The following is a 19,497-nucleotide window of genomic DNA, read 5'->3' as shown; positions in this document are numbered from 1 at the left end:
CTTGATTCCTGCGCCGAGCGCGTCAAGCTCGCAAGACGGGGGAACGAAATGAACGCAACGACGGCCAACGCCGCGCATTGGCTCGCGCTGCATCGCAGCATGTGCCGCATCCGTGCCTTTGAGGAAACCGCGCTCGCGGCGCACCAGGCCGGCGACATTCCGGGGCCGCTGCACGTCAGCATCGGGCAGGAGGCGGTCGCGGCCGGCGTCTGCCTCAACCTGCGGCGTGAGGACCGCATCACCTCCAACCATCGCGGCCATGGCCATGCGCTGGCCAAGGGCGCCGGGGTGGCGGGGATGATGGAGGAGCTGCATGGCCGCGCCGGCGGGCATTGCGGCGGCAAGGGCGGGTCGATGCATATCGCCGATTTCTCGGTCGGCATGCTCGGGGCCAATGGTGTGGTCGCGGGTGGCATCCCGATCGCGGTGGGCGCGGCGCAGGGGCTGAAGCTGCTGGGGCTCGACCATATCGCCGTCTGCTTCTTCGGCGATGGCGCCATCAACCGCGGGCCGTTCCTGGAGGGGCTGAACTGGGCGGCGCTCTACCGGCTGCCGGTGCTGTTCGTGTGCGAGGACAATGGCGTGGCCGCCTTCACCCGCGCCGCCGATGTCACCGCCGGGCCCGGGGTCGTGGCCCGCGCCGCCGCACTCGGCGTCCCCGCCGTGACCGTCGATGGCAATGACGTCGGCGCCGTGGATGCCGCCGCCGCGCGCCTGGTCGCCGAGGTCCGGGGCGGGGCCGGCCCGCGCCTGCTGCATGCGCAAACCTATCGCCACACCGGCCATACCAGCACCGATGCCGCCGCCTGGCGCCCGGCCGATGAGGTCGCCGCAGCGAAGCAGGGCGAGCCCATCGCACGCTTCGAGGCCCGGCTGCTCGCCGAGGGCGTCGCCACCGCCGCGGAACTCGCGGCCGTCCGGGAGGATGCGCTGGCCGAGATGCAGGCCGCCCGGGCAGCCGCAATGGCCGCGCCCTGGCCCGATCCGGCCACCGCCTTCAGCGATGTGCTCGGCGCATGACGACCCTGGTGGAAGCCCTGCGTCTTGCGGCGTTGCAGGAGATGAAGCGCGATCCCCGGGTCTGGGTGCTGGGCGAGGATGTCGCGCGCGGTGGGCTGTTCGGCCAGTATCGCGGCTTCCTGGAAAAATTCGGGCCGGATCGCGTGGTCTCCACCCCGATCAGCGAGGCCGTCATCATGGGCGCGGGGCTGGGTGCGGCCCTGGTCGGCACGCGGCCGATCATCGAGATGCGCATCTTCGACTTCGTGATGTGCGCGATGGACGAGCTGGTGAACCAGATCGCCAAGATCCGCTACATGTTCGGCGGCCAGGCGCGGCCCTCGCTGGTGGTGCGCATGCCGCACGGGCTGTGGCGCAACAGCGCCGCCCAGCACAGCCAGGTGCTGGAGGCCTGGTTCGCGCATCTGCCCGGCGTGGTCGTGGTGGCACCCTCGACCCCCGCCGATGCCGCCGGGCTGCTGGTCTCGGCGATCCGCAGCGATGATCCGGTGCTGTTCTTCGACCCCAAGAACCTGTTCGGCGTCGAGGGCGAGGTGCCCGAGGTCATCGAGCCCATCCCCTTCGGCCGCGTCCGCCGCGTGCAATCGGGCAATGGGCTGACCATCGTCTCCTGGTCGGCGCTGATGCCGGCGGTGCAGCAGGCGGCGGCGGTGCTCGCCTCGCGCGGGATCGGGGCGGAAATCCTGGACCTGCGCTGCCTTTGGCCCTGGGACCAGGCCGCCGTCGTCGCCAGCGCCCGGCGCACCGGCCGGCTGCTGGTGGCGCATGAGGCGGTGGAGGTGGGCGGCTTCGGCGCCGAGATCATCGCCTGCGTCGCCGAACACGCCCCGGGGGTGAAGCTCGCGCGCTGCGGCATGCCGCGGGTGCCGCTGCCCTTCTCGCCGCCCTTGGAGGAGGCGATCAAGGTCACCCCCGCCAAGATCGTCGCCGCCGCCGATCGCCTGCTTGCCCGCTGAGGCAAGCCCCCGCACTCTGACGCCATGAAAAGGCCCGGCCAACGGGCGACCCATCAGGGAGAACCGCCATGACCATATCCCGCAGGCTCATCCTCGCCGCCCCCGCCGCTTTGGCGATGCCCGCCGTCGCGCGGGCGCAGACCCAGTACAAGGCCGAATACAAGGTGAGCGTCGTCGGCAACCGCCCGATCGCGCTCGCCGATGGCGCCTTCCGCTGGGCCGAGCTGGTGACCGAGCGCAGCGGCGGCCGCATCAACATGAAGGTCTATCCCGGCAGCCAGCTGGTCGGCGGCGACCAGACGCGCGAACTGGTCGCGATGCGCCAGGGCATCATCGACATGGCAACCTTCAGCACCATCAACATCAGCCCGCAGGTGCGGGAGATGAACATCTTCTCGCTGCCCTTCCTGCTCGGCGATGCGCGCGGCTTCGATGCGCTGATCCGCGGTGAGGTGGGGCGTGAGCTGGAGCGCGTCATCGCCACCCGCGACGTGGTGCCCATGGCCTGGGGCGAGAACGGCTTCCGCGAGATATCCAACAGCAAGCGCCCGATCCGGGAGCCCGCCGATCTGCGGGGGCTGAAGATACGCTTCGCTGCCGGGGCCATCTTCTCCGAGATATTCACCGCGCTTGGCGCCAACCCGGTGCAGATGTCCTTCGCCGATCTGCAGCCGGCCCTTTCGACCGGCGCGGTCGATGGGCAGGAGAATCCGGTGAACCTGTTCCTGGCGCTGCGCATGGACGCGCTGGCCCAGAAACACCTGACCCTGTGGAATTATGTCGCCGATGCCGGGCTCTTCGTGGTGGCCAAGCCGGTGCTGGAAAGCTTCACCCCGGCCGACCGCGATCTCGTGAAGGCCTGCGCCATGGAGGCCGCCGAGGCGCAAATCCGCGCCTCCCGCGCCGGGCTCGGCCAGAACGGCGATCGCGCCAGCCTGGAGGAGCTGGCGCGGCGCGGGGTCGCGGTGGTGACCTCGACCGATGCCGAGAAGCAGGCTTTTGCGAGGCTCACCAAGCCTGTCTATGACAAATGGGCGCAGACGGTCGGCACCGATCTGGTGCGCCGCGCCGAGGCCGCCGTGCGCGCCGCGCGGAGCTGACCATGGCAGGGGAACAACCGGAGCCGCGCATTCCCCTGAAAATCGAGGAGGTGCTGATGGCGGCGGCGATGGGCGCGATGGCGCTGATCACCGCCGCCAATGTCGTCACGCGCTATCTGACCAATGTCTCACTGGCCTTCACCGAGGAATATTCGGTGGTGCTGATGGTGGTGGTCGCCTTGCTCGGCACCGCGGTCGCGACCGCTCGCGGGCGGCATATCAGCATCGACTTCTTCGTCGGGCTGATGTCGCCGCGACGGCGGCAGTTGGCGGAGGCCTTCGCCTTGCTGCTGACCATGCTCTGCTTCGGGCTGCTGGTGGTCTTCGGCGCCAGCCTGACCTGGGACGAGTATCGGTATGAGGTGCTGTCCAACGGCCTGGGCACTCCGAACTGGTGGTACACCGGCTGGCTGCCGCTGCTCTCGCTGGTCGTGGTCCTGCGCGCGGCTGGGCGGCTGGTGCGGGTGCTGAAGGGCCAGGCGGCGTGATCGGCGCAACCCTGTTCCTGGGCTTCGGCGTGCTGCTGGTGGCGGGGGTGCCGATCGGGGTGGCGCTGGGGCTGGCCGGTGCCTTCTGCATCTGGCTGGCCGATCAGTCGATCATGGCGATGCCGACCAGCGTCTATGCCGGCATCGCGAAATACCCGCTGATGGCGATCCCGATGTTCGTCCTGGTCGGCAGCGTCTTCGACCGCACCGGCGTCGCGCTGCGGCTGGTGCGCTTCGCCACGGCGCTGGTGGGCGCGGGCAGGGGGGCGCTGGCCAGCGTCGCGGTGCTGGTCGCGATGGTGATGGGCGGCATTTCCGGCTCCGGCCCCGCCACCTCGGCCGCGGTGGGGCAGGTGGTGACGCGGGGGATGGTGCGGGACGGCTACCCGCGCCCCTTCATCGCCAGCACGGTGGCGGCGGCGGCCTCGACCGACATCCTGATCCCGCCCTCCATCGCCTTCATCGTCTATGCGGTGATGGTGCCCGGCGTGTCGGTGCCGGCGATCTTCATGGCGGGCATGTTTCCCGGGCTGCTGGCCGGTTGCGCGATCATCGTGGCGGTGCTGCTGATTTCCTGGCTTTGCGATTTCGGCGGCAAGAGCCCGGACCGGGAAACCCTCTCGATCTGGCGCAGCTTCCGCGAGGCGATCTGGGGGCTGATGGCGCCCGTGGTCATCCTCGGCAGCATGCGCGCGGGCTTCGTGACCCCCACCGAGGCGGCGGTGATGGCGGTGTTCTACGGGCTCTTCGTCGGCTTCGTGGTCTATCGCAGCCTGACCCTGCGCGATGTGTATGAGATGCTGGTCGAGGCCGCCGAACTCTCCGGCATCATCCTGGTGGTGATCGCGCTGGCCACCGTCTTCGCCTGGTCCACCAGCACGCTTGGGCTGGTGCAGCCGGTGGCGGATTGGATCGTTGGGCTCGACCTTGGCGCCAATGGCACCATGGCGCTGCTGGTGGTGGCGATCGTGGTGGTCGGCATGTTCCTGGACGGGGTGTCGATCTTCCTGATCCTGCTGCCGGTGCTGATGCCGATCGCACGGCATTTTGACTGGGACCCGACCTGGTTCGGCGTGGTGCTGACCATGAAGATCGCGATCGGCCAATTCACCCCGCCGATGGCCGTCAACCTCATGGTTTCCTGCCGAATTGCGGAAGTTTCCATGGAATCGACCATCCCCTGGGTCATCTGGATGGTTCTGGCGATGTTGGTGGCACTTGCACTTGTGGTGATTTTTCCAGGCATCGCTTTGTGGCTTCCGGGCGTTATGGGAGTGCTCTGACCCCATCAATGGGGTCGCTGGAGGAGATACCCATGCGAATGCTCATGCCCGTCGCGGCCCTCGCCGCCTTGCTCGGGGGACCTGCGCTGGCTCAGACCTCGGGTTCGCCGCCGCCCGGTTCGACCCAGGTGACCCACGCCACCACCGTCGCCGACCTTGCCGCCATGTGCGCGCCGCGCTCCACCGGGCTGCCGCGGCTTGAGTCGATCGCCTATTGCCAGGGCTATGTCACTGCGGCCGGCCATGCCTATGCCGAGCTGGTGCCGGCCTCCGGCCCGCGCCCGCAGATCGTCTGCATGGGCACGCCGGGGCCCAGCATCGCCGAGGCCGGGATCGGCTTTGCCGCCTGGGCGGCCCAGCACCCCGAACATGCGAGTGAGCCCGCCCTCGACGGCCTGCTGCGCTATGCGCGGGCCACCTATCCCTGCGCGGCCGCCCCTCGGGCGGCCCGCTGACATGAAGAGGATCACGACCATGCGCGCAGCGCGTCTCGCCCTTCCTCTCCTTGCCATCCTCTCGCTCGGCGCCTGCGCCGGGATGGACCCGCAGCAGCGCGCGGTCGGGACCGGCGCCCTCGGCGGTGCCGCCCTGGGCGGGCTTGCCGGGTCCTTCAGCGGGAATACCGGCTGGGGTGCCTTGCTGGGCGCCGGTGTCGGTGCCGGCGCTGGCTACATTTACGACCAGTCGCAGCAGCAGCAATACCGCGACAATGACCGGCGCGACTATCGCCAGGATCGCCGCTACGACCAGCGCCGCCGGTAGAGCATTTTTCAAGTCGGCTGGAGTCACCCGACGACTTGGAAAATGAACGGCGGCCGGCCTAGGTGGTGAAGCGGGTCGGGGAGAAGGCGGGGGGCGGCGCGCCGCGGCCAAGGGCCGCATCCGCCGCCATCCGCGCCACCACCGGCCCGAGCGTATAGCCATTGCCGGTGACGGCGTGGATCAGGCCGGGCGCCGCGGGGTGTTCCCCCACCAGCGGTGCCCGGTCGAGTGCGACATTCAGCCCCGTCCAGGCCCGCAGCACATGCAGGCCATTGATGGCCGGGGCGACATGGCCCGCCACCCAGAGATTGCCCTCGATGCTGCGGCGCCGGTTCCGCGTGGCGCCGGTCGCGGCGTCCTGGTCGCCTGGCCAGGCGCCGCCGATCACCATATGGCCGGCATCGCTTTGCTTCAGCGACAGATGCCGCCCGGCATGGGCGACGAGATGGCGCAGGATCGGTGGCGCTGCCTCGGTGATCACCACCTGCTGGACGGCCCCCTTCACCGGCAGCCGCATGCCGGCCAAAGCCGCGATCCGCCCGGCCCAGGGCCCGGCGGCATTGATGACCCGCCCCGCGCGCAACCGCCCGCTGCCGGTCGTCACCGCCCAGCTGTTGCCTTCGGGCGCCAGGGCCGCGACATCGGCGCCCGTGACGATCCGCACCCCTGCCGCCCGAGCCTGGGCGGCCAGTGCCGTGGTGCCGCGCAGCGGGTCGATCTGGCCTTCCGTCGGGCAGAACGCCGCACCCAAAAACCCCACGCCGAGATGGGGGGCGAGGGCATGGAGCTCATTGGCCCCGAGCAGATGCGTCTCGATTCCCCGCGCCCGTTCCAGCGCGGTCTTGCCGCGTAGCCAGGCGAATTCGGCCTCGGTTTCGGCGAGCATCAGCCCGCCTTCCTGGCGGATGCCGAGCGTGTCGGACCCATCCCGCGCGATCTCATGCCATAGCGCGATCGAGGCCGGGCCGAGGCTGAGGGTGTCCGCCGCCGGCCCAGCGGTGCCCGCGGCATCGGCGACCTCGCCGAAATCATAGGACAGCAACTGCACATGCAGGCTACCGGCATTGGCGGTGCTGGCGGCCAGGCCCGGCTCGTCGCGCTCCAGCAGCACCACCTCCCGCCCCTCCCGCGCCAGATAGAGTGCGGTCGCCAGCCCCACCACGCCGCCGCCGATGATCACGAATTCGGCGGTTGCCGGCGGGGTTTCGGCGGTGCGATGGCTGCGCCAGGCAATCGGGGCCGGGGCGGCGACGATGGGGGAGGCGGACCATTCCGGCAGCTCATGGCGCAGCGCTGCCGCCGGCACCGGCTTGATGGGCGCGCGCGGCGCGGCGAAGCCGGCCTCGGCGCTGGTGCCGGTGAGGCGGGCGATGGTCGCGGCGCACATGCGGCCCTGGCACCGGCCCATGCCGGCGCGCGTCGCCTTCTTCAGGCCGGGTAGCGAGGCGTTCCGGCCCGCCGCCCGCAATGCCCCGGCGGTCACCTCCTCGCACCGGCAGACGATCGTGGCATCGGCGATGGCGGCGACATTGAAGGCGGGGGCGGCGAAGCCTTGCCATAGCGCCGCCTGGAAACGCTCGGCCCGCGCCAGGGCGCGTTCGGTGGCGCGGTCCTCGGGCAGGTGGTGGCCCAGCGCCCGCGCGGCGGCGAGCCCGGCCAGCCGCCCGCGTGCCAGCGCCGCCCGCGCGCCGCCCAGTGCGGCACCATCGCCAACGGCGAAAATGCCCTCGATGCTGGTGCGGCCTTCGGGATCGGTTTCGGTTTCCAGCCGCCCCAGCCCCTGGTCGATGAAGCGATGCGCGCAGCCGAGCGCCCGGGCGAGGCCCGTCTCCGGCTGGAAGCCGAGGGTCAGGGCGCAGGCGCCGGCCGCGATCCGCTGCTCACCGCCCGGGCCGCGCACGCGCAGGGCCTGAAAGCGGTCCGTGCCCTCGCAGGCCAGGACCTCGGTGTTCCACAGCACCGGCACCCCCGCGGCGCGCAGCCGGGCGAGGTAGCGCGCGCCATCCCAGGCAAGGCTCGGCGAGGCGGCGGCCATCCGCAGCAGCACCGCGGCGCCGGGGGCGGGGGCGGCCTCCACCACCGCCGCGACCTCGACGCCACCGGCCAGCAATTCGCAGGCAAGCTGCAGGTTCAGCGGGCCATTGCCGGCGATCACCACCTTGGCGGCCGGGCTGACCCGCTGCGCGCGGGCCAGGGTCTGCATCGCGCCGGTGGTCATCACCCCCGGCAGGGTCCAGCCGGGGACCGGCACCGGGCACTCATGCGCGCCGGCGGCGATGACCAGCAGGCGCGGGCGCAGGGTCTCTGCCGCGCCCTGGATGATGGCGGCGATCTCCAGGCCCGGTGGACGCGTCTCGGCATTGGCGGCCCAATCGGCGGGGGCGGGGGAGAACCCGCCCCAGGCGGTGGCCCCCTGGAGGATCTCCACCCCCGCCCGTGCGGCCCGGGCGAAAAGCGCGGCACCGCGACGGAACTGGGCATCGGGCGCGGCATGGACGTGGCCGGGGGCAAGCGGCTTCAGATACTGCCCGCCCGGCGCATCGCGTTCGTCCAGCACCAGGACGCGCACCCCGGCCTCGGCGGCGGCGACGGCGGCCGAGAGCCCGGCGGGGCCGGCGCCGATGACCAGAAGATCGACCGCGCGTTCGGGGATCGAGATCGGCGGCGTGGCGAGGGGTGCCGGCCGCGCGGGGACAGCCGATGCGACCTGCATGCCATCGGCGACCTTCACCATGCAGGCGCGCTGGTTGGCGCGGCCATCGACGGTGACCAGGCAATCGAAGCAGGCCCCCATGCCGCACCACAGACCGCGCGGCGCGCCGCTCGCGGTCTCGCGGAAGGCCAAATGCCCGGCGGCGGAGAGGGCCGCGGCGATCGTTTCGCCTGTGACGGCCGCGATCTGCTCGCCGTTGAAGCGAATGCCCATGGGGGCGGCAATGGCGCGGATTTTGGTATGAATCAGCCGCATGGGATGGTTCGCTTCTGCCCTTGTCGTATCATCGGCTTTCGGTTCCGGTAGTCACCTGCATAAAGGGAGACGGGTAGGACACATGGCACGCGAGCCATTCTCCGGCTGCTACACGGTTCTGGTGACCCCGTTCACCGAGGATGGCGCCGCCATCGATGTGCCCGCGCTGAGGCGCCTGGTCGAGTACCAGATCGCAAATGGCGTGCGCGGGCTGATCCCGCTCGGCTCCACCGGAGAGTTCCTCTCCATCTCCCGCGAGGAACGCGCCCAGGTGGTGGAGACGGTGATTGCCGCCGCCGCCGGTCGTGTCCCGGTGTTGATCGGCACAGGTGAGGAAGACACGCGGCTGGTCGTGGCCCTGTCGCGCGAGGCCGAGGCGATGGGCGCCGATGGGGTGATGATCATCCCGCCATACTACTCCGTGCCGACCGAGGATGAGCTGTTCCACCACTACAGCACGGTGGCGGATGCGATCGGCATCCCGATCATGGTCTACAACAACCCTGCGACCTCCAATGTCGATATGGGGGCGGCGACCTTGGCGCGGCTCTCGCGCATTCCGAACTGCCGCTACGTCAAGGAAAGCACGCTGGAGGTGACGCGGGTGCGCGATATCCTGGCGGCCTGCGACGGGCGGATGACGGTCTTCGCCGGCGTGCTCGGATATGAATCCGCCTGGCTCGGCGCCAGCGGCTGGGTCGCGGTCTGCAGCAACGTCGCCCCCCGGCTCAGTGCCGACATGTTCCACGCCGCCATGGCCGGGGACCGCGACACGGCGCTGCCGCTGTACCGCAAGCTGGCGCCGCTGCTGCCCTGGGTGGGCGGGCCGCGCTACGTCAGCGGCACCAAGGCCGCCTTCCGGCTGATCGGGAGGGACATGGGCGCACCGCGCCCGCCGCGCCTGCCGCTGCCCGATGCCGATATTCCCGCGCTGGCCCGCGTGCTGCGCGGCGTTGACCTGCTCGCCTCCGACCGGGAAGCGGCGGAATAGACAAGGAGAACCCCATGCCCCTGCTGATCTCCCGCCGAAGCCTGCTTGCCGCCCCCGCGCTGATTGCCGTGACGCCGGCGCTGGCCGCGCAGCGCGTGCCGGACAGCGAGTTGGTCAAGCCCGGCACCCTGACGATGAGCACCAACCCGACCCTGCCGCCGGTCCAATACGTGGACAGCACCGGCCAGTTGAAGGGCATGCGGATCGAGATGGGGGTCGAGCTGGCCAAGCGCCTCGGCCTCACGCCCGAGTATGTGCGGGTGGAATTCAGCACCATGATCACCGGCCTCGCCGCGCGCCGCTGGGACCTGATCAACACCGGCATGTTCTACACCGAGGAACGCGCCAGGATCATGCAGCTGGTGCGCTATGAGCAGCAGACCATCGGCATCTGCGTGCCCCGCGGCAATCCGAAGAACATCACCAAGATCGAGGATCTGGCCGGGCTCTCGGTCGGCGTCGAACAGGGCGGCTTCGAATACCGCCGCAGCCAGGATCTGATCGCCGATCTGCAGAAGGCCAACCTCGCGCCGATCACCGTGCGCGCCTTCGACAATTTCGCGGTGTCGTTCCAGGCGCTGCGGGTCGGCCAGCTCGATGCCGCCATCGCCATCGACAGCACCTGCAAGAACTACGACGACCGTGGCGAGTTCACGCACGCGATCAAGGGGCTTTACGGCACGCCGGTCACCGTGGGCATGCGCTCGCGCGTGCTGGCGACCGCGGTCGCCGCGGCCTTCACCGAGATGAGGGCCGATGGCTTCCTGCCGACCTTGATGGGCGGCTACGGCATCAGCGGCTGGCCCGAGCCCTATACCGTCGTCGGCCCGACCTGACGCCCGGATGCGCGTCTGGCACTGGGACGGCTTTTTCGATTATCTGACGAATGCCTATCTGTTCGAGGGGGCGCTGATCTCCCTCGGGCTGACCGTCGTCGCCCTCGTCATGGGGCTGGCGGGCGGGATCGTGGTGGCGCTGCTGCGGCTGTCCGGTGGGCGGTTCGGGCGTGGTTTCGCGCTCGCCTATTGCTGGTTCTTCCGCGGCACGCCGCTGCTGGTGCAGTTGCTGATGATCTACACGGCCCTGCCGCTGTTCGGCATCCGCCTGTCGGTGATCGAGGCGACGCTGCTCGGCCTGTCGTTGAACGAGGCGGCGTATCTGTCCGAGACCGTGCGCGCCGGCATCCTCGCGGTGCCGCGCGGGCAGGGGGAGGCGGCGACCGCGCTCGGCCTGCACAGCGTGCAGCGGTTCCGTCTGGTGGTCTGGCCGCAGGCGTTGCGCATCATCATCCCGCCCCTGGGCAACAGCGTGAACGGGCTGCTGAAGACGACCTCGATCGCCAGCGTCATCTCGATGGATGAATTGCTGCGGCGGACGCAGATCCTGGTGCAGGAGAAGTTCCTCGTGCTGGAACTGTTTACCGTCGCCGCCCTCTACTATTTGTTGATGACCACGGTCTGGGACATGGTGCAGCGAAGGTTGGAGGCGCGGTTCGGGCGCGGCTACGCGGGGGAGTCGGCGGACCGGCGGTAGTCAGGTCCCGTACATTCCGCCGACATGCCAGCCGCGGTTCGCCAGATCATCCAGCGAGGTGTGGTCGAAGAAGATGCGTTTGGCCGCCTTCTTGTCGGGATAGGTCGTGCCGTCGAAGGCCAGCACATCCTTGCCCGGCATCTCGGCGCAGAACTTGCCGAGGGTGATGTCCACGAGCTTCGGTGACGCCTTGGCGGTGCGGTGCTTCTCGATGTTCCCGGCCTGCCCCCATTCGGCGAGCCATATCTGGTATGTCGTTCCGGTCACCAGCTTCACATCCTCGACCAGGGCGATGTGACGCCAACGGATGCCGCGGCTGTCCTTCTCGCCGAAGGTGCAGACCACATTGCCGCATTCCAGCTTCTGCGGATCGGTGATCAGATCGAGCGGCACGCGCTTTCGCGTGGTGTACACATCCGGGCTGGCGCCTGGCAGCTTGTCCTTTTTGCCGTAGCCGAGCCCATAGGCGAAGATCGCGGTGGAGGGCGAGATGCCGAGCCAATTGCCGACGAAGGCGTTGCAGTCGATCCCGAACCATTTCTCGCCATAAGCCTTGGCGTCCTTGGTGAGGCCGCAGAAGACCGCGAGCCGCACGGCATCGGAGATCTCATCCGGCGAGCCGCGCCCCGCATAGGCGCGGCGGAGCGAGGGATCGTACCATTCCTCGCCGGGGGCGATCCGGTCCGGATGGCCGGTGATGTAAAAGGGCTGGGTCAGGGCGCGCACCTGCGCCGGGTTCTTCAGCTTCAGCTTCGCGGCGAGGCCGGAGAGCAGCCGGTAGTATTCCTGGTCCTGCTCCGCCATCCAGCCGCTGATGTAGCGTTGAATGTCGAGGCTCGCGGCGATGCCGAGCTTCGCATCCATGATGCTGAGCTTGTGATAGCGGCCGGCATAGGCCGCTGGCGTGTCGTAGGACATCCCGTGCCACCCCCTGCTTTGGCACGAGGCTACCACGCGCCAAAGCAGGCTCGGTGCGAAGACGCATCGCTCTGCGGTGAACTTGCCGCGAGATGGCCTATCGCCACATCCCCTTGGCCACCAGCCAGTCCTGCACCACGCCCGCGACGGTGTCGCTGGTCTTGTCCATCATCATCATGTGGCTGTTGCCGCGGATGCCGCGTTCCGGCAGGTCGATGATGTCCACGCTGCCGCCGGCCGCGCGCACCGCCTCGGCGAAGCGCACGCCATTGGCGCGGATGGTCGGCCAGCGGCTGTCCTGGGCGATGAAGTCGCCATAGACCATCAGCACCGGCACATCCTTCAGCGCCGCGACCTTGGCCGGGTCGCCGATCGCCGCGGGCTCGACCAGCACCAGGGCGCGGACCTTGTCCGGCTTGTTCTGCGCCGCGCGCCAGCCGAACAGCCCGGCCTGGCTATGCGCGACGACGACCGAGGGCCCGACGCGGTCCAGCAGTGCCGCATAGGCCTCCTGCGTCAGCGCATCCGTGGTGGTGAAGCGCGGCACGCATTGCTTGACGAAATTCAGGTAGGACTCGCGGTCGGTCGGGAACTGGTTGCCGGGCAGCGTCGTGCCGCGCTGGAAGGAGCCGATCCCGTCGCCGATGCGGAAGCGCTCATAGGGGTTGTCCACGGTCAGCAGCACCGGCGTGCCGCCGGTCTGCTCGGGGATCATGGTCCAGCCGGCGCGGCCGCGCTCCACGGCATCGCTGACATAGGTCACCCAGCCCCGGCGCAGGAAGTAGCTCTGCCAGCCCTCGCGCCCATCCGGCGTGGTTTCCCAGGTGACGCCGGTCAGCCCGCCGCCATGCCACATCAGCATAGGCGCCACGCCGCGCTGCGGGCTCGGGACCATGTACTGCGCGTACATGCCGGCCATCAGATAGGTGCCGTTGGGATCGACGCGGGCGGGCACGCCGCCCGGGGTGAACAGCACCTCGCGCACGGGCTGGCCGCTGACCACGACTTCCTTGCCGCCGACGTGGAAGGACCCCCAGCGCTCCAAGGTGATGCCGGGCTTCGGCTCGGCGGGCGCGGTCTGGGCCGCGGCGGATTTGGATGCGACGGCACCGATCATGGCTGCGATGGCGGCGGCCCTTCGTGTTGTGCTCATGGCATTTGCTCCCGTTATGGGCAGCAGCCTCGCCCGAACCATTGTGAAACACAACGGCGCTGCTTGCCCGTGGCGCCTCCACGCCCGAACATTATCCCCTGCTGCAACGGAGCGCCCCCACCCCATGGCCACCTACGACCTCGCCATCCGCGGCGGCACCGTCGCCACCGGACAGGGCGCGATCCGCTGCGACATCGGCATCCGCGACGGCCGCATCGCCGCTTTGGCAGAGAGCATCCCTGAAGCCGCGCGCGTGCTCGATGCGACGGGGCTGCTGGTTATTCCGGGGGGCGTGGACAGCCACTGTCACATCGCCCAGGCCGAGGCGAATGGCACCCGGCATGAGGAAAGCTTCGCGACCGCCAGCCATTCGGCCTTTCTCGGCGGCACCACCTCGGTCGTCACCTTCATCCCACATGTCAAGGGATCGGCCCTGGCCCCGCATGTGGCGGATGCCGAGGCGCAGGCCTCGCGCGAGTCCATGATGGATTACGCCTTCCACCAGATCATCGCCGATCCCACCGAGGCGGTGCTGGCCGAAATCCCCGGGCTTGTCGCCAAGGGCATCCGCAGCCTCAAGGTCTTCCTGACCTATGAGCCGCTCCACCTCTCGGACGGTGAGTTCCTCAAGGTGCTGCTGGCGGCACGGCGCAATGGCTGCCTGGTCACGGTGCATTGCGAGAATTTCGACGCGATCTCCTGGCGCACCCAGGCTTTGCTGGATGCGGGCCTCACTGCACCCAAATACCACGCCTGGTCGCGCCCGCCGGTGGTGGAGCGGGAGGCGACACATCGCGCCATCGCGCTGGCCGAGCTGGTGGACCAGCCGATCCAGGTCTTCCACGTCTCCTGCGCCGAGGCGGCCGAGGAGATCGCCCGCGCCCAGGCCCGCGGCCTCAAGGTCTGGGGCGAGACCTGCCCGCAATACCTGACCCTGACCGCCGCCGACATGGACCGCCCCGGCTTCGAGGGCGCCAAGTGGATGTGCAGCCCGTCGCCCCGCGACGCCGCCGAACAGGGGCGCATCTGGGAGATGATCCAGCGCGGCACGCTGGGCGTCGTCTCCTCCGACCATTGCGGCTTCTCCTATGAAGGCGAGGCGGGCAAGGCGATGAATGGCCGTGACGCGGTGTTCCGCGACATTCCGAACGGCATCCCTGGCCTCGCGGCGCGGATGCCGATCCTGTTCTCCGAAGGGGTCGCCAAGGGCCGCATCGGGCTGGATGAATTCGTGGCGCTGACCTCGGCCAATGCCGCCAGGCTGATGGGGCTCTATCCGCGCAAGGGCGCGATATTGCCGGGCAGCGACGCCGATCTGGTGCTCTGGGACCCGACCCGGACGCAGACCCTGACCAATGCCATGATGGGCCATGCCATCGACTACACGCCCTTTGAGGGGCTGGAGGTCACCGGCTGGCCGGTCGCGACCCTGCGCCGGGGCGAAATAGTGATGCAGGATGGCAAGGTGCAGGCCGAGCCCGGATCGGGCCGGTTTTTGCCGCGCGGGCTCTACGACTACATCCGCCCGACCGGGCGGCTGGCCAATGGCTTCGATGCCGCGCCCTGGCCCGTGGCGTGAGGATCCTCATCGCCAACGCCAATACGACGCAGGAGATCACCGAGCTCTGCGCCGCCGCCGCGCGCAGCGCCGCGAGCCCGGGGACGGAGATCGTCCCAGCCACCCCGCGTTTCGGCCCGGCTGTGATCAGCTCGCGGGCGGAAAACATCATCGCGGGCCATGCGCTGCTGGAGCTGCTGGCCGAACATGCGGGCACGGTCGATGCCGTGGTGCTGGCGGTCAGCCATGACACGGCGCTGGAGGCGGCGCGCCAGCTCATGCCCTGCCCGGTGGTGGGGATGACCGAGGCGGCCTGCTTCGCCGCCTGCCTGGTCGGCGCGCGCTTTGGCCTGGTCACCTTCGGCGGCATCGAGACCTATCGCGAGCGCATCGGCCAGCATGGGCTGGCGGGGCGGCTCGCGGGGCTCGTGGGCGTCGAGGCGACACCGCAGGAGACGCTGGCCGATCCCGCAGGGGTCGAGGTGAAGGTGCTGGCCGGCATCATGGCGTTGGTCGCCGCCGGAGCCGATGCGGTGGTGCTGGGGGGCGCGGCGCTGGCCGGGATGGCGCCACGGTTGCAGGGAAGGACGCCGGTGCCGCTGCTGGATGGCATCGTCTGCGCGGTGCGGATGGCGGAGATGCTGGTGGGGCTCGGCCTGCCGAAGCCCGCCGCGGGATCGATGGCGCCGCCCGAGGGGCGGGCGAGCATCGGGCTGTCCGAGCCGCTCGCGGCAATGCTGCGCGGTCGCTAGGCTCGGGACCCGTCACTCGCCTGCCCCGACGCGGAGGGGCATGAGTCACCCCTGGCCGCTCTCACCCGCCTGAGCCTACCACCCCCTCGCTCTCGCTCTCGCCCTTGCCACCCTGGGCGCCCCTTTCCGGACTGCGGAACGCAGCCAAACCGCGCTTGCCGGTCCCCACCGGCCTTGGACAGGCTGGTCAACGGTGAGGGGAAACGGGCTTGGATATCGTCGCACAGGCAGGCCGGTTTCCCGGAACGGGTTTCCGCGCCGCCCCTGCCAAGGGCGTCGCCGGCTGCGCTGGCCAGGCGCATCAGCCCCGACACGGCCGAGGTGTTGCGGCGCCCGCTTGCGAACCAACGGCGCCCAGGGAGGAGACGAAATGACCAAGTCCAAGGCCGTGACATTTGGCGGCCGTCGGCTGTTTGGCGGCGCGTTGCTGGGGGCTGCTTTGCTGCCCTGGGCGGCAGCCGACGCGGCGAGTTTTCCGTCCGGCCCCATCCGCATCATCATCGGCTTCGGCCCGGGCGGGTTGGCGGATCTGACGGCGCGCCTGGTCGGCGAGCAGCTGTCGCTGCGCCTGGGGCAGCCGGTGGTGGTGGACAACCGCCCGGGCGCCGGCGGCGCTGTAGCGGCACGCATCGGGGCCAGCGCCGAGCCGGATGGCCAGACGCTGATGATCCTCAGCACCGGCAACGCCATCAACAAATCGCTGTTCAAATCGCTGCCCTACGACCCGGTCGCGGATTTCGCCGCCATCTCCGCGCTGGTCTCCTTCGACCTGTTGCTGGTGACCAGCAGCACATCGCCGTTGCGGACCGTGCAGGACGTGCTGGCCGCGGGCCGCAATGGCGGGCGTCTGGCCATCGCCACCGTCAACGCCGGCAGCACCCAGAACCTGGCGGCAGAATGGCTGCGCGTCGCCGCGGGGTTGGATGCCACTGTGATCCCCTACCGCACCACGCCGGAGGTGGTGACAGCGGCACAACGTGGCGACGTGCAGCTCGCCTTCGAATCCTATGCCGCCCTACGCGGCGCACTCGACGGTGGGCTGCTCCGCGCCATCGCCTCGACCGGGGAGAAGCGGTCGCAGATGCTGCCCGATCTGCCGACGCTGCGCGAGGCGGGCCTCACCGACTATGCCGTCACCGGATGGAACGCTCTGTTTGTGCCGGCACGTACGCCGCAGCCGATCATCGATCTGCTGAACGGGCATTTGCGGGAGATTTTGGCCACGCCGGCGATGCGTGCGCGGCTTCTCGCCCTGGGCGTCGAGCCCGCACCCAACACGCCGGCCGAGATGGACGCGCTGCTGCGCCGTGACATTGCCGTCTGGGCACAGGTAATCGACCGCGCCGCCATCGAGCGGCAATGACAGCGCCACCGGATCCGTGAAATTGCATTGGCAACGCCGAGCCCTGCCGCCGTGTTATGATACCGGCGCAAAAAGGGTTTCGGCAGATGCGATTGGGCGGTCCTGAGAGTTCGAACGTCGAGGATCGCCGCAGCGGTGGCGGTGGCGGTGGCTTCGGCGGCGGCCGGGTCGCCATCGGCGGCATCGGTGGCGTGCTTCTGGTGGTGGTGTCGCTCCTGCTGGGGGTGGACCCGACCGAGCTTCTGCAAGGCATGGACCCGGCGGCGACTCAGCAACAGCAGCGCCCCGCCGCTGCCGGCAAGGCCGGGCCGCAGGCCTCCGACAGCGGCCGCCGCTTCATCGCCCAGGTGCTGGGCGAGACCGAACAGGTCTGGACCGCCGAATTCGCCCGCGCCAATCGCCGCTACGAGCCGCCCACGCTGGTGCTCTTCACCGGCGCCACGCAATCGGGCTGCGGCTATGCCCAGGCGCAGATGGGGCCCTTCTACTGTCCCAACGACCGCAAGGTTTACATCGACCTCGACTTCATGGCCGCGCTCCAGCAGCGCCTCGGCGCGCGCGGGGATTTCGCCGCGGCCTATATCGTGGCGCATGAGGTCGGGCACCATGTCCAGAACCTGACCGGGCGGCTGCGCGGCGGTCAGGGCAATGCCGCCTCGGTGGTCACCGAATTGCAGGCCGATTGCTACGCCGGGGTCTGGGCCAACCAGGCCGATGCCGCACGCAATATCCTGGAAGATGGCGATATCGAGGAAGGCATGAACGCCGCCGCAGCCGTGGGCGACGACCGGCTGCAACGCCAGGGCGAGGGTCGGGTGACGCCGGAGAGCTTCACCCATGGCAGCAGCGCCCAGCGTGTCGCGGCCTTCAAGCGCGGCATGGGAGCCGGGCGCCCCGAGGCCTGCGACAGCTAACCGCCGATGCTGGTCGCGACGCTCTGGCCTTCCTGCCCGCGCATCGCCCAGCCGGTGGTGCGGTCCTCGATCTTCACGGCGATCGCATACATCACCACACCCATGATCCCGGTGATGATCAGCCCGGCAAAAACCAGCGGCACGTCGAAGCGGGAGGAGGCGAGGATCATCAGATGGCCGATGCCTTTGTTGGAGGCGACGGTCTCGGCGATGATGCTGCCCACGAAGGCGACGGTGATGGCGATCTTCAGGCTGGCGAAGAAATAGGGCATCGCCCGCGGCAGCCCGACCTTGCGGATGATGTCGGTCGGCTTGGCGCCGAGGGCGCGCAGCACGTCGCGCAGCTCCGGCTCCACGGTGGCGATCCCGGTCGCGACATTCACCACGATCGGGAAGAAGCTGATCAGGAAGGCGGTGATCACCGCCGGCACCGTGCCGATGCCGAACCAGATCACCAAAATCGGCACCACCGCGACCTTGGGCACCGAGTTGAAGGCGATCAGCAGCGGATACAGCCCGGCATAGAGCAGGCTGGAGGAGCCGATCGCCACCCCCAGCGCCAGGCCGAAGGCGATGGCGAAGGCGAAGCCGATCAGCGTCGTCATCAGGGTCTGCCAGGAATTATCCAGCAGCGGCCACCACCATTTGTACATGCTGGCGGCGATATCGCTCGGCGCCGGCAGGATGAACTGCGGGATCTGGAAGGCGAAGACCACCGCCTCCCAGATCAGGAAGGTGCCGAGGATGATGATCCAGGGCAGCCAGGCCTGCAGGCGCCGGCGGCGGCGGGCGGCGAGCGCCATCGCCTCGGCCCGGGTCGGGCCGCGGTTGGTCGGGATCGGCTCGGGGGTGGCGTCACGCGGCATGGCTGGCCTCCAGGGTGGCGCCGGCGCGGCGGGCATCGCTGATGTGTTCGCGCAGATCGTGCAGCAGCGCCTGGAACTCCGGTTTGTAGATGTCCTCCATCGTCCGCGGCCGCGGAAAGGGGACTTTGCGCTCCGCGATGATGCGGCCGGGGCGGGAGGACATGACCAGCACGCGATCGGCCAGGAACACCGCCTCGCGCAGGTCATGGGTGACGAGGATGACGGTGGGCTTCAGCGTCTGGCAGACCGTCTGCAATTCCAGCCACAGGTCCTCGCGCGTAAAAATGTCGAGCGCGCCGAAGGGTTCGTCCAGCATCAGCAGCGCCGGGTCATGGATCAGCGCGCGGCAGAGGCTCGCCCGCTGCTGCATGCCGCCCGAAAGCTGGTAAGGGAATTTCTCCTCGAACCCCTTCAGCCCGACCATGGCGAGCAGGCGCCGGGCCTTGGCGTCATACATCGCGCGTTCGCTGCGCAGGCGGCGGCGATGGGGTTCCACCACTTCGAGCGGCAGCATCACATTGGCCAGGATGGTGCGCCATGGCAGCAGCGTCGGCGCCTGGAAGGCCATGCCGGCGGAGGAGAGCGGGCGATCCACCTCCTGCCCCGCCACGATCACATTGCCCTGGGTCATCGGCCAGAGGCCGGTGACCAGCCGCATCAGCGTGGATTTGCCGCAGCCGGAGGGGCCGACGACGGCGACGAATTCGCCCTTGCCGACGGTCAGGGAGCAATCCTTGAGCGCCAGCGTGCCCTCCACCCCGCCGTAGCGCATGGCGACATCCATGATCTCGACGAAGGGGCGTTCCATGGCGCTGCTCATTGCGGCGGGCTCTCCGGGATGGACGTAGGTCCGCCGACCCTAGCACCTGCGG

At 69.6% G+C, this 19,497-nt stretch carries 19 protein-coding genes; 14 read left to right on the top strand and 5 right to left on the bottom strand.

What is annotated here, in order from left to right; genetic code table 11:
* Window positions 1-48: 48 nt before the first annotated feature.
* From C8P66_RS10430 to C8P66_RS10400, 7 genes are all read left to right on the top strand, one after another.
* Window positions 49-1,020, top strand: coding sequence for a thiamine pyrophosphate-dependent dehydrogenase E1 component subunit alpha (locus C8P66_RS10430; RefSeq protein WP_111398194.1), 972 nt, complete (start codon window positions 49-51; stop codon window positions 1,018-1,020).
* Window positions 1,017-1,976, top strand: a complete 960-nt coding sequence (locus C8P66_RS10425) for an alpha-ketoacid dehydrogenase subunit beta (RefSeq protein WP_111398193.1) — start codon at window positions 1,017-1,019, stop codon at window positions 1,974-1,976. Before C8P66_RS10430 ends, C8P66_RS10425 begins: the two co-directional genes overlap by 4 nt.
* Before the next feature lie 68 nt (window positions 1,977-2,044).
* Complete coding sequence (gene dctP / locus C8P66_RS10420) at window positions 2,045-3,076, top strand: TRAP transporter substrate-binding protein DctP (RefSeq protein ID WP_111398192.1); 1,032 nt, start codon at window positions 2,045-2,047, stop codon at window positions 3,074-3,076.
* Window positions 3,077-3,078: 2 nt separating this feature from the next.
* Window positions 3,079-3,564, top strand: a complete 486-nt coding sequence (locus C8P66_RS10415) for a TRAP transporter small permease (RefSeq protein WP_111398191.1) — start codon at window positions 3,079-3,081, stop codon at window positions 3,562-3,564.
* Window positions 3,561-4,847 (top strand): TRAP transporter large permease, encoded by a 1,287-nt coding sequence (locus tag C8P66_RS10410; RefSeq protein WP_111398190.1) that lies wholly within the window; start codon window positions 3,561-3,563, stop codon window positions 4,845-4,847. The genes C8P66_RS10415 and C8P66_RS10410 overlap by 4 nt, the downstream gene beginning before the upstream one ends.
* Window positions 4,848-4,879: 32 nt before the next feature.
* On the top strand, window positions 4,880-5,302 hold the full coding sequence (locus C8P66_RS10405; RefSeq protein WP_146422806.1) for a Rap1a/Tai family immunity protein: 423 nt from the start codon (window positions 4,880-4,882) through the stop codon (window positions 5,300-5,302).
* A gap of 19 nt (window positions 5,303-5,321) precedes the next feature.
* Complete coding sequence (locus tag C8P66_RS10400; protein ID WP_111398243.1) at window positions 5,322-5,609, top strand: glycine zipper domain-containing protein; 288 nt, start codon at window positions 5,322-5,324, stop codon at window positions 5,607-5,609.
* A 58-nt stretch (window positions 5,610-5,667) separates the two neighbouring features.
* Here C8P66_RS10400 and C8P66_RS10395 read toward each other — a convergent pair whose 3' ends face one another.
* Window positions 5,668-8,577 carry an FAD-dependent oxidoreductase gene (locus C8P66_RS10395; RefSeq protein ID WP_111398188.1) on the bottom strand — a complete coding sequence of 970 codons (2,910 nt, stop codon included), beginning with the start codon at window positions 8,575-8,577 and terminating at the stop codon, window positions 5,668-5,670.
* An 82-nt stretch (window positions 8,578-8,659) separates the two neighbouring features.
* On the opposite strand from C8P66_RS10395, the gene C8P66_RS10390 reads away from it, so the two are divergent.
* Genes C8P66_RS10390 through C8P66_RS10380 form a run of 3 tightly spaced genes read left to right on the top strand, consistent with a single transcriptional unit; the run spans window position 8,660 to window position 11,101 of the window.
* Window positions 8,660-9,568 (top strand): dihydrodipicolinate synthase family protein, encoded by a 909-nt coding sequence (locus tag C8P66_RS10390; RefSeq protein WP_111398187.1) that lies wholly within the window; start codon window positions 8,660-8,662, stop codon window positions 9,566-9,568.
* A gap of 14 nt (window positions 9,569-9,582) precedes the next feature.
* Complete coding sequence (locus tag C8P66_RS10385; RefSeq protein ID WP_111398186.1) at window positions 9,583-10,404, top strand: ABC transporter substrate-binding protein; 822 nt, start codon at window positions 9,583-9,585, stop codon at window positions 10,402-10,404.
* A gap of 7 nt (window positions 10,405-10,411) precedes the next feature.
* Window positions 10,412-11,101, top strand: coding sequence for an amino acid ABC transporter permease (locus tag C8P66_RS10380; RefSeq protein ID WP_111398185.1), 690 nt, complete (start codon window positions 10,412-10,414; stop codon window positions 11,099-11,101).
* Here C8P66_RS10380 and C8P66_RS10375 read toward each other — a convergent pair whose 3' ends face one another.
* Together C8P66_RS10375 and C8P66_RS10370 are read right to left on the bottom strand one after the other, a co-directional pair.
* Entirely contained in the window at window positions 11,102-12,019 is a 918-nt protein-coding gene (locus tag C8P66_RS10375; RefSeq protein ID WP_111398184.1) for a hypothetical protein, read from the bottom strand.
* A gap of 97 nt (window positions 12,020-12,116) precedes the next feature.
* Entirely contained in the window at window positions 12,117-13,172 is a 1,056-nt protein-coding gene (locus C8P66_RS10370) for an alpha/beta fold hydrolase (RefSeq protein WP_245903415.1), read from the bottom strand.
* 124 nt (window positions 13,173-13,296) lie between these two features.
* On the opposite strand from C8P66_RS10370, the gene hydA reads away from it, so the two are divergent.
* The 4 genes from hydA to ypfJ all read left to right on the top strand — a co-directional run bounded on the left by hydA (window position 13,297) and on the right by ypfJ (window position 17,759).
* Entirely contained in the window at window positions 13,297-14,751 is a 1,455-nt protein-coding gene (gene hydA / locus C8P66_RS10365) for a dihydropyrimidinase (RefSeq protein WP_111398182.1), read from the top strand.
* Window positions 14,748-15,482, top strand: a complete 735-nt coding sequence (locus C8P66_RS10360) for an aspartate/glutamate racemase family protein (RefSeq protein ID WP_111398181.1) — start codon at window positions 14,748-14,750, stop codon at window positions 15,480-15,482. The genes hydA and C8P66_RS10360 overlap by 4 nt, the downstream gene beginning before the upstream one ends.
* Window positions 15,483-15,852: 370 nt before the next feature.
* A complete protein-coding gene (locus C8P66_RS10355) occupies window positions 15,853-16,845 on the top strand; it encodes a tripartite tricarboxylate transporter substrate-binding protein (protein WP_111398180.1) in 993 nt (330 codons plus the stop codon).
* 86 nt (window positions 16,846-16,931) lie between these two features.
* Window positions 16,932-17,759 (top strand): KPN_02809 family neutral zinc metallopeptidase, encoded by an 828-nt coding sequence (gene ypfJ, locus C8P66_RS10350; RefSeq protein ID WP_111398179.1) that lies wholly within the window; start codon window positions 16,932-16,934, stop codon window positions 17,757-17,759.
* Here ypfJ and C8P66_RS10345 read toward each other — a convergent pair.
* Both C8P66_RS10345 and C8P66_RS10340 read right to left on the bottom strand, forming a co-directional pair.
* Complete coding sequence (locus C8P66_RS10345; RefSeq protein ID WP_111398178.1) at window positions 17,756-18,625, bottom strand: ABC transporter permease; 870 nt, start codon at window positions 18,623-18,625, stop codon at window positions 17,756-17,758. The genes ypfJ and C8P66_RS10345 overlap by 4 nt on opposite strands.
* Window positions 18,615-19,445, bottom strand: a complete 831-nt coding sequence (locus C8P66_RS10340) for an ABC transporter ATP-binding protein (protein ID WP_245903413.1) — start codon at window positions 19,443-19,445, stop codon at window positions 18,615-18,617. Before C8P66_RS10340 ends, C8P66_RS10345 begins: the two co-directional genes overlap by 11 nt.
* Window positions 19,446-19,497 lie beyond the last annotated feature (52 nt).

Origin of the sequence: Humitalea rosea (assembly GCF_003253705.1) — a bacterium.
In the GTDB taxonomy this organism is placed as follows: Bacteria; Pseudomonadota; Alphaproteobacteria; order Acetobacterales; family Acetobacteraceae; genus Humitalea; species Humitalea rosea.
Note: the sequence above shows the minus strand (reverse complement) of the source record. Positions and strands in the feature narration are given on the sequence as shown.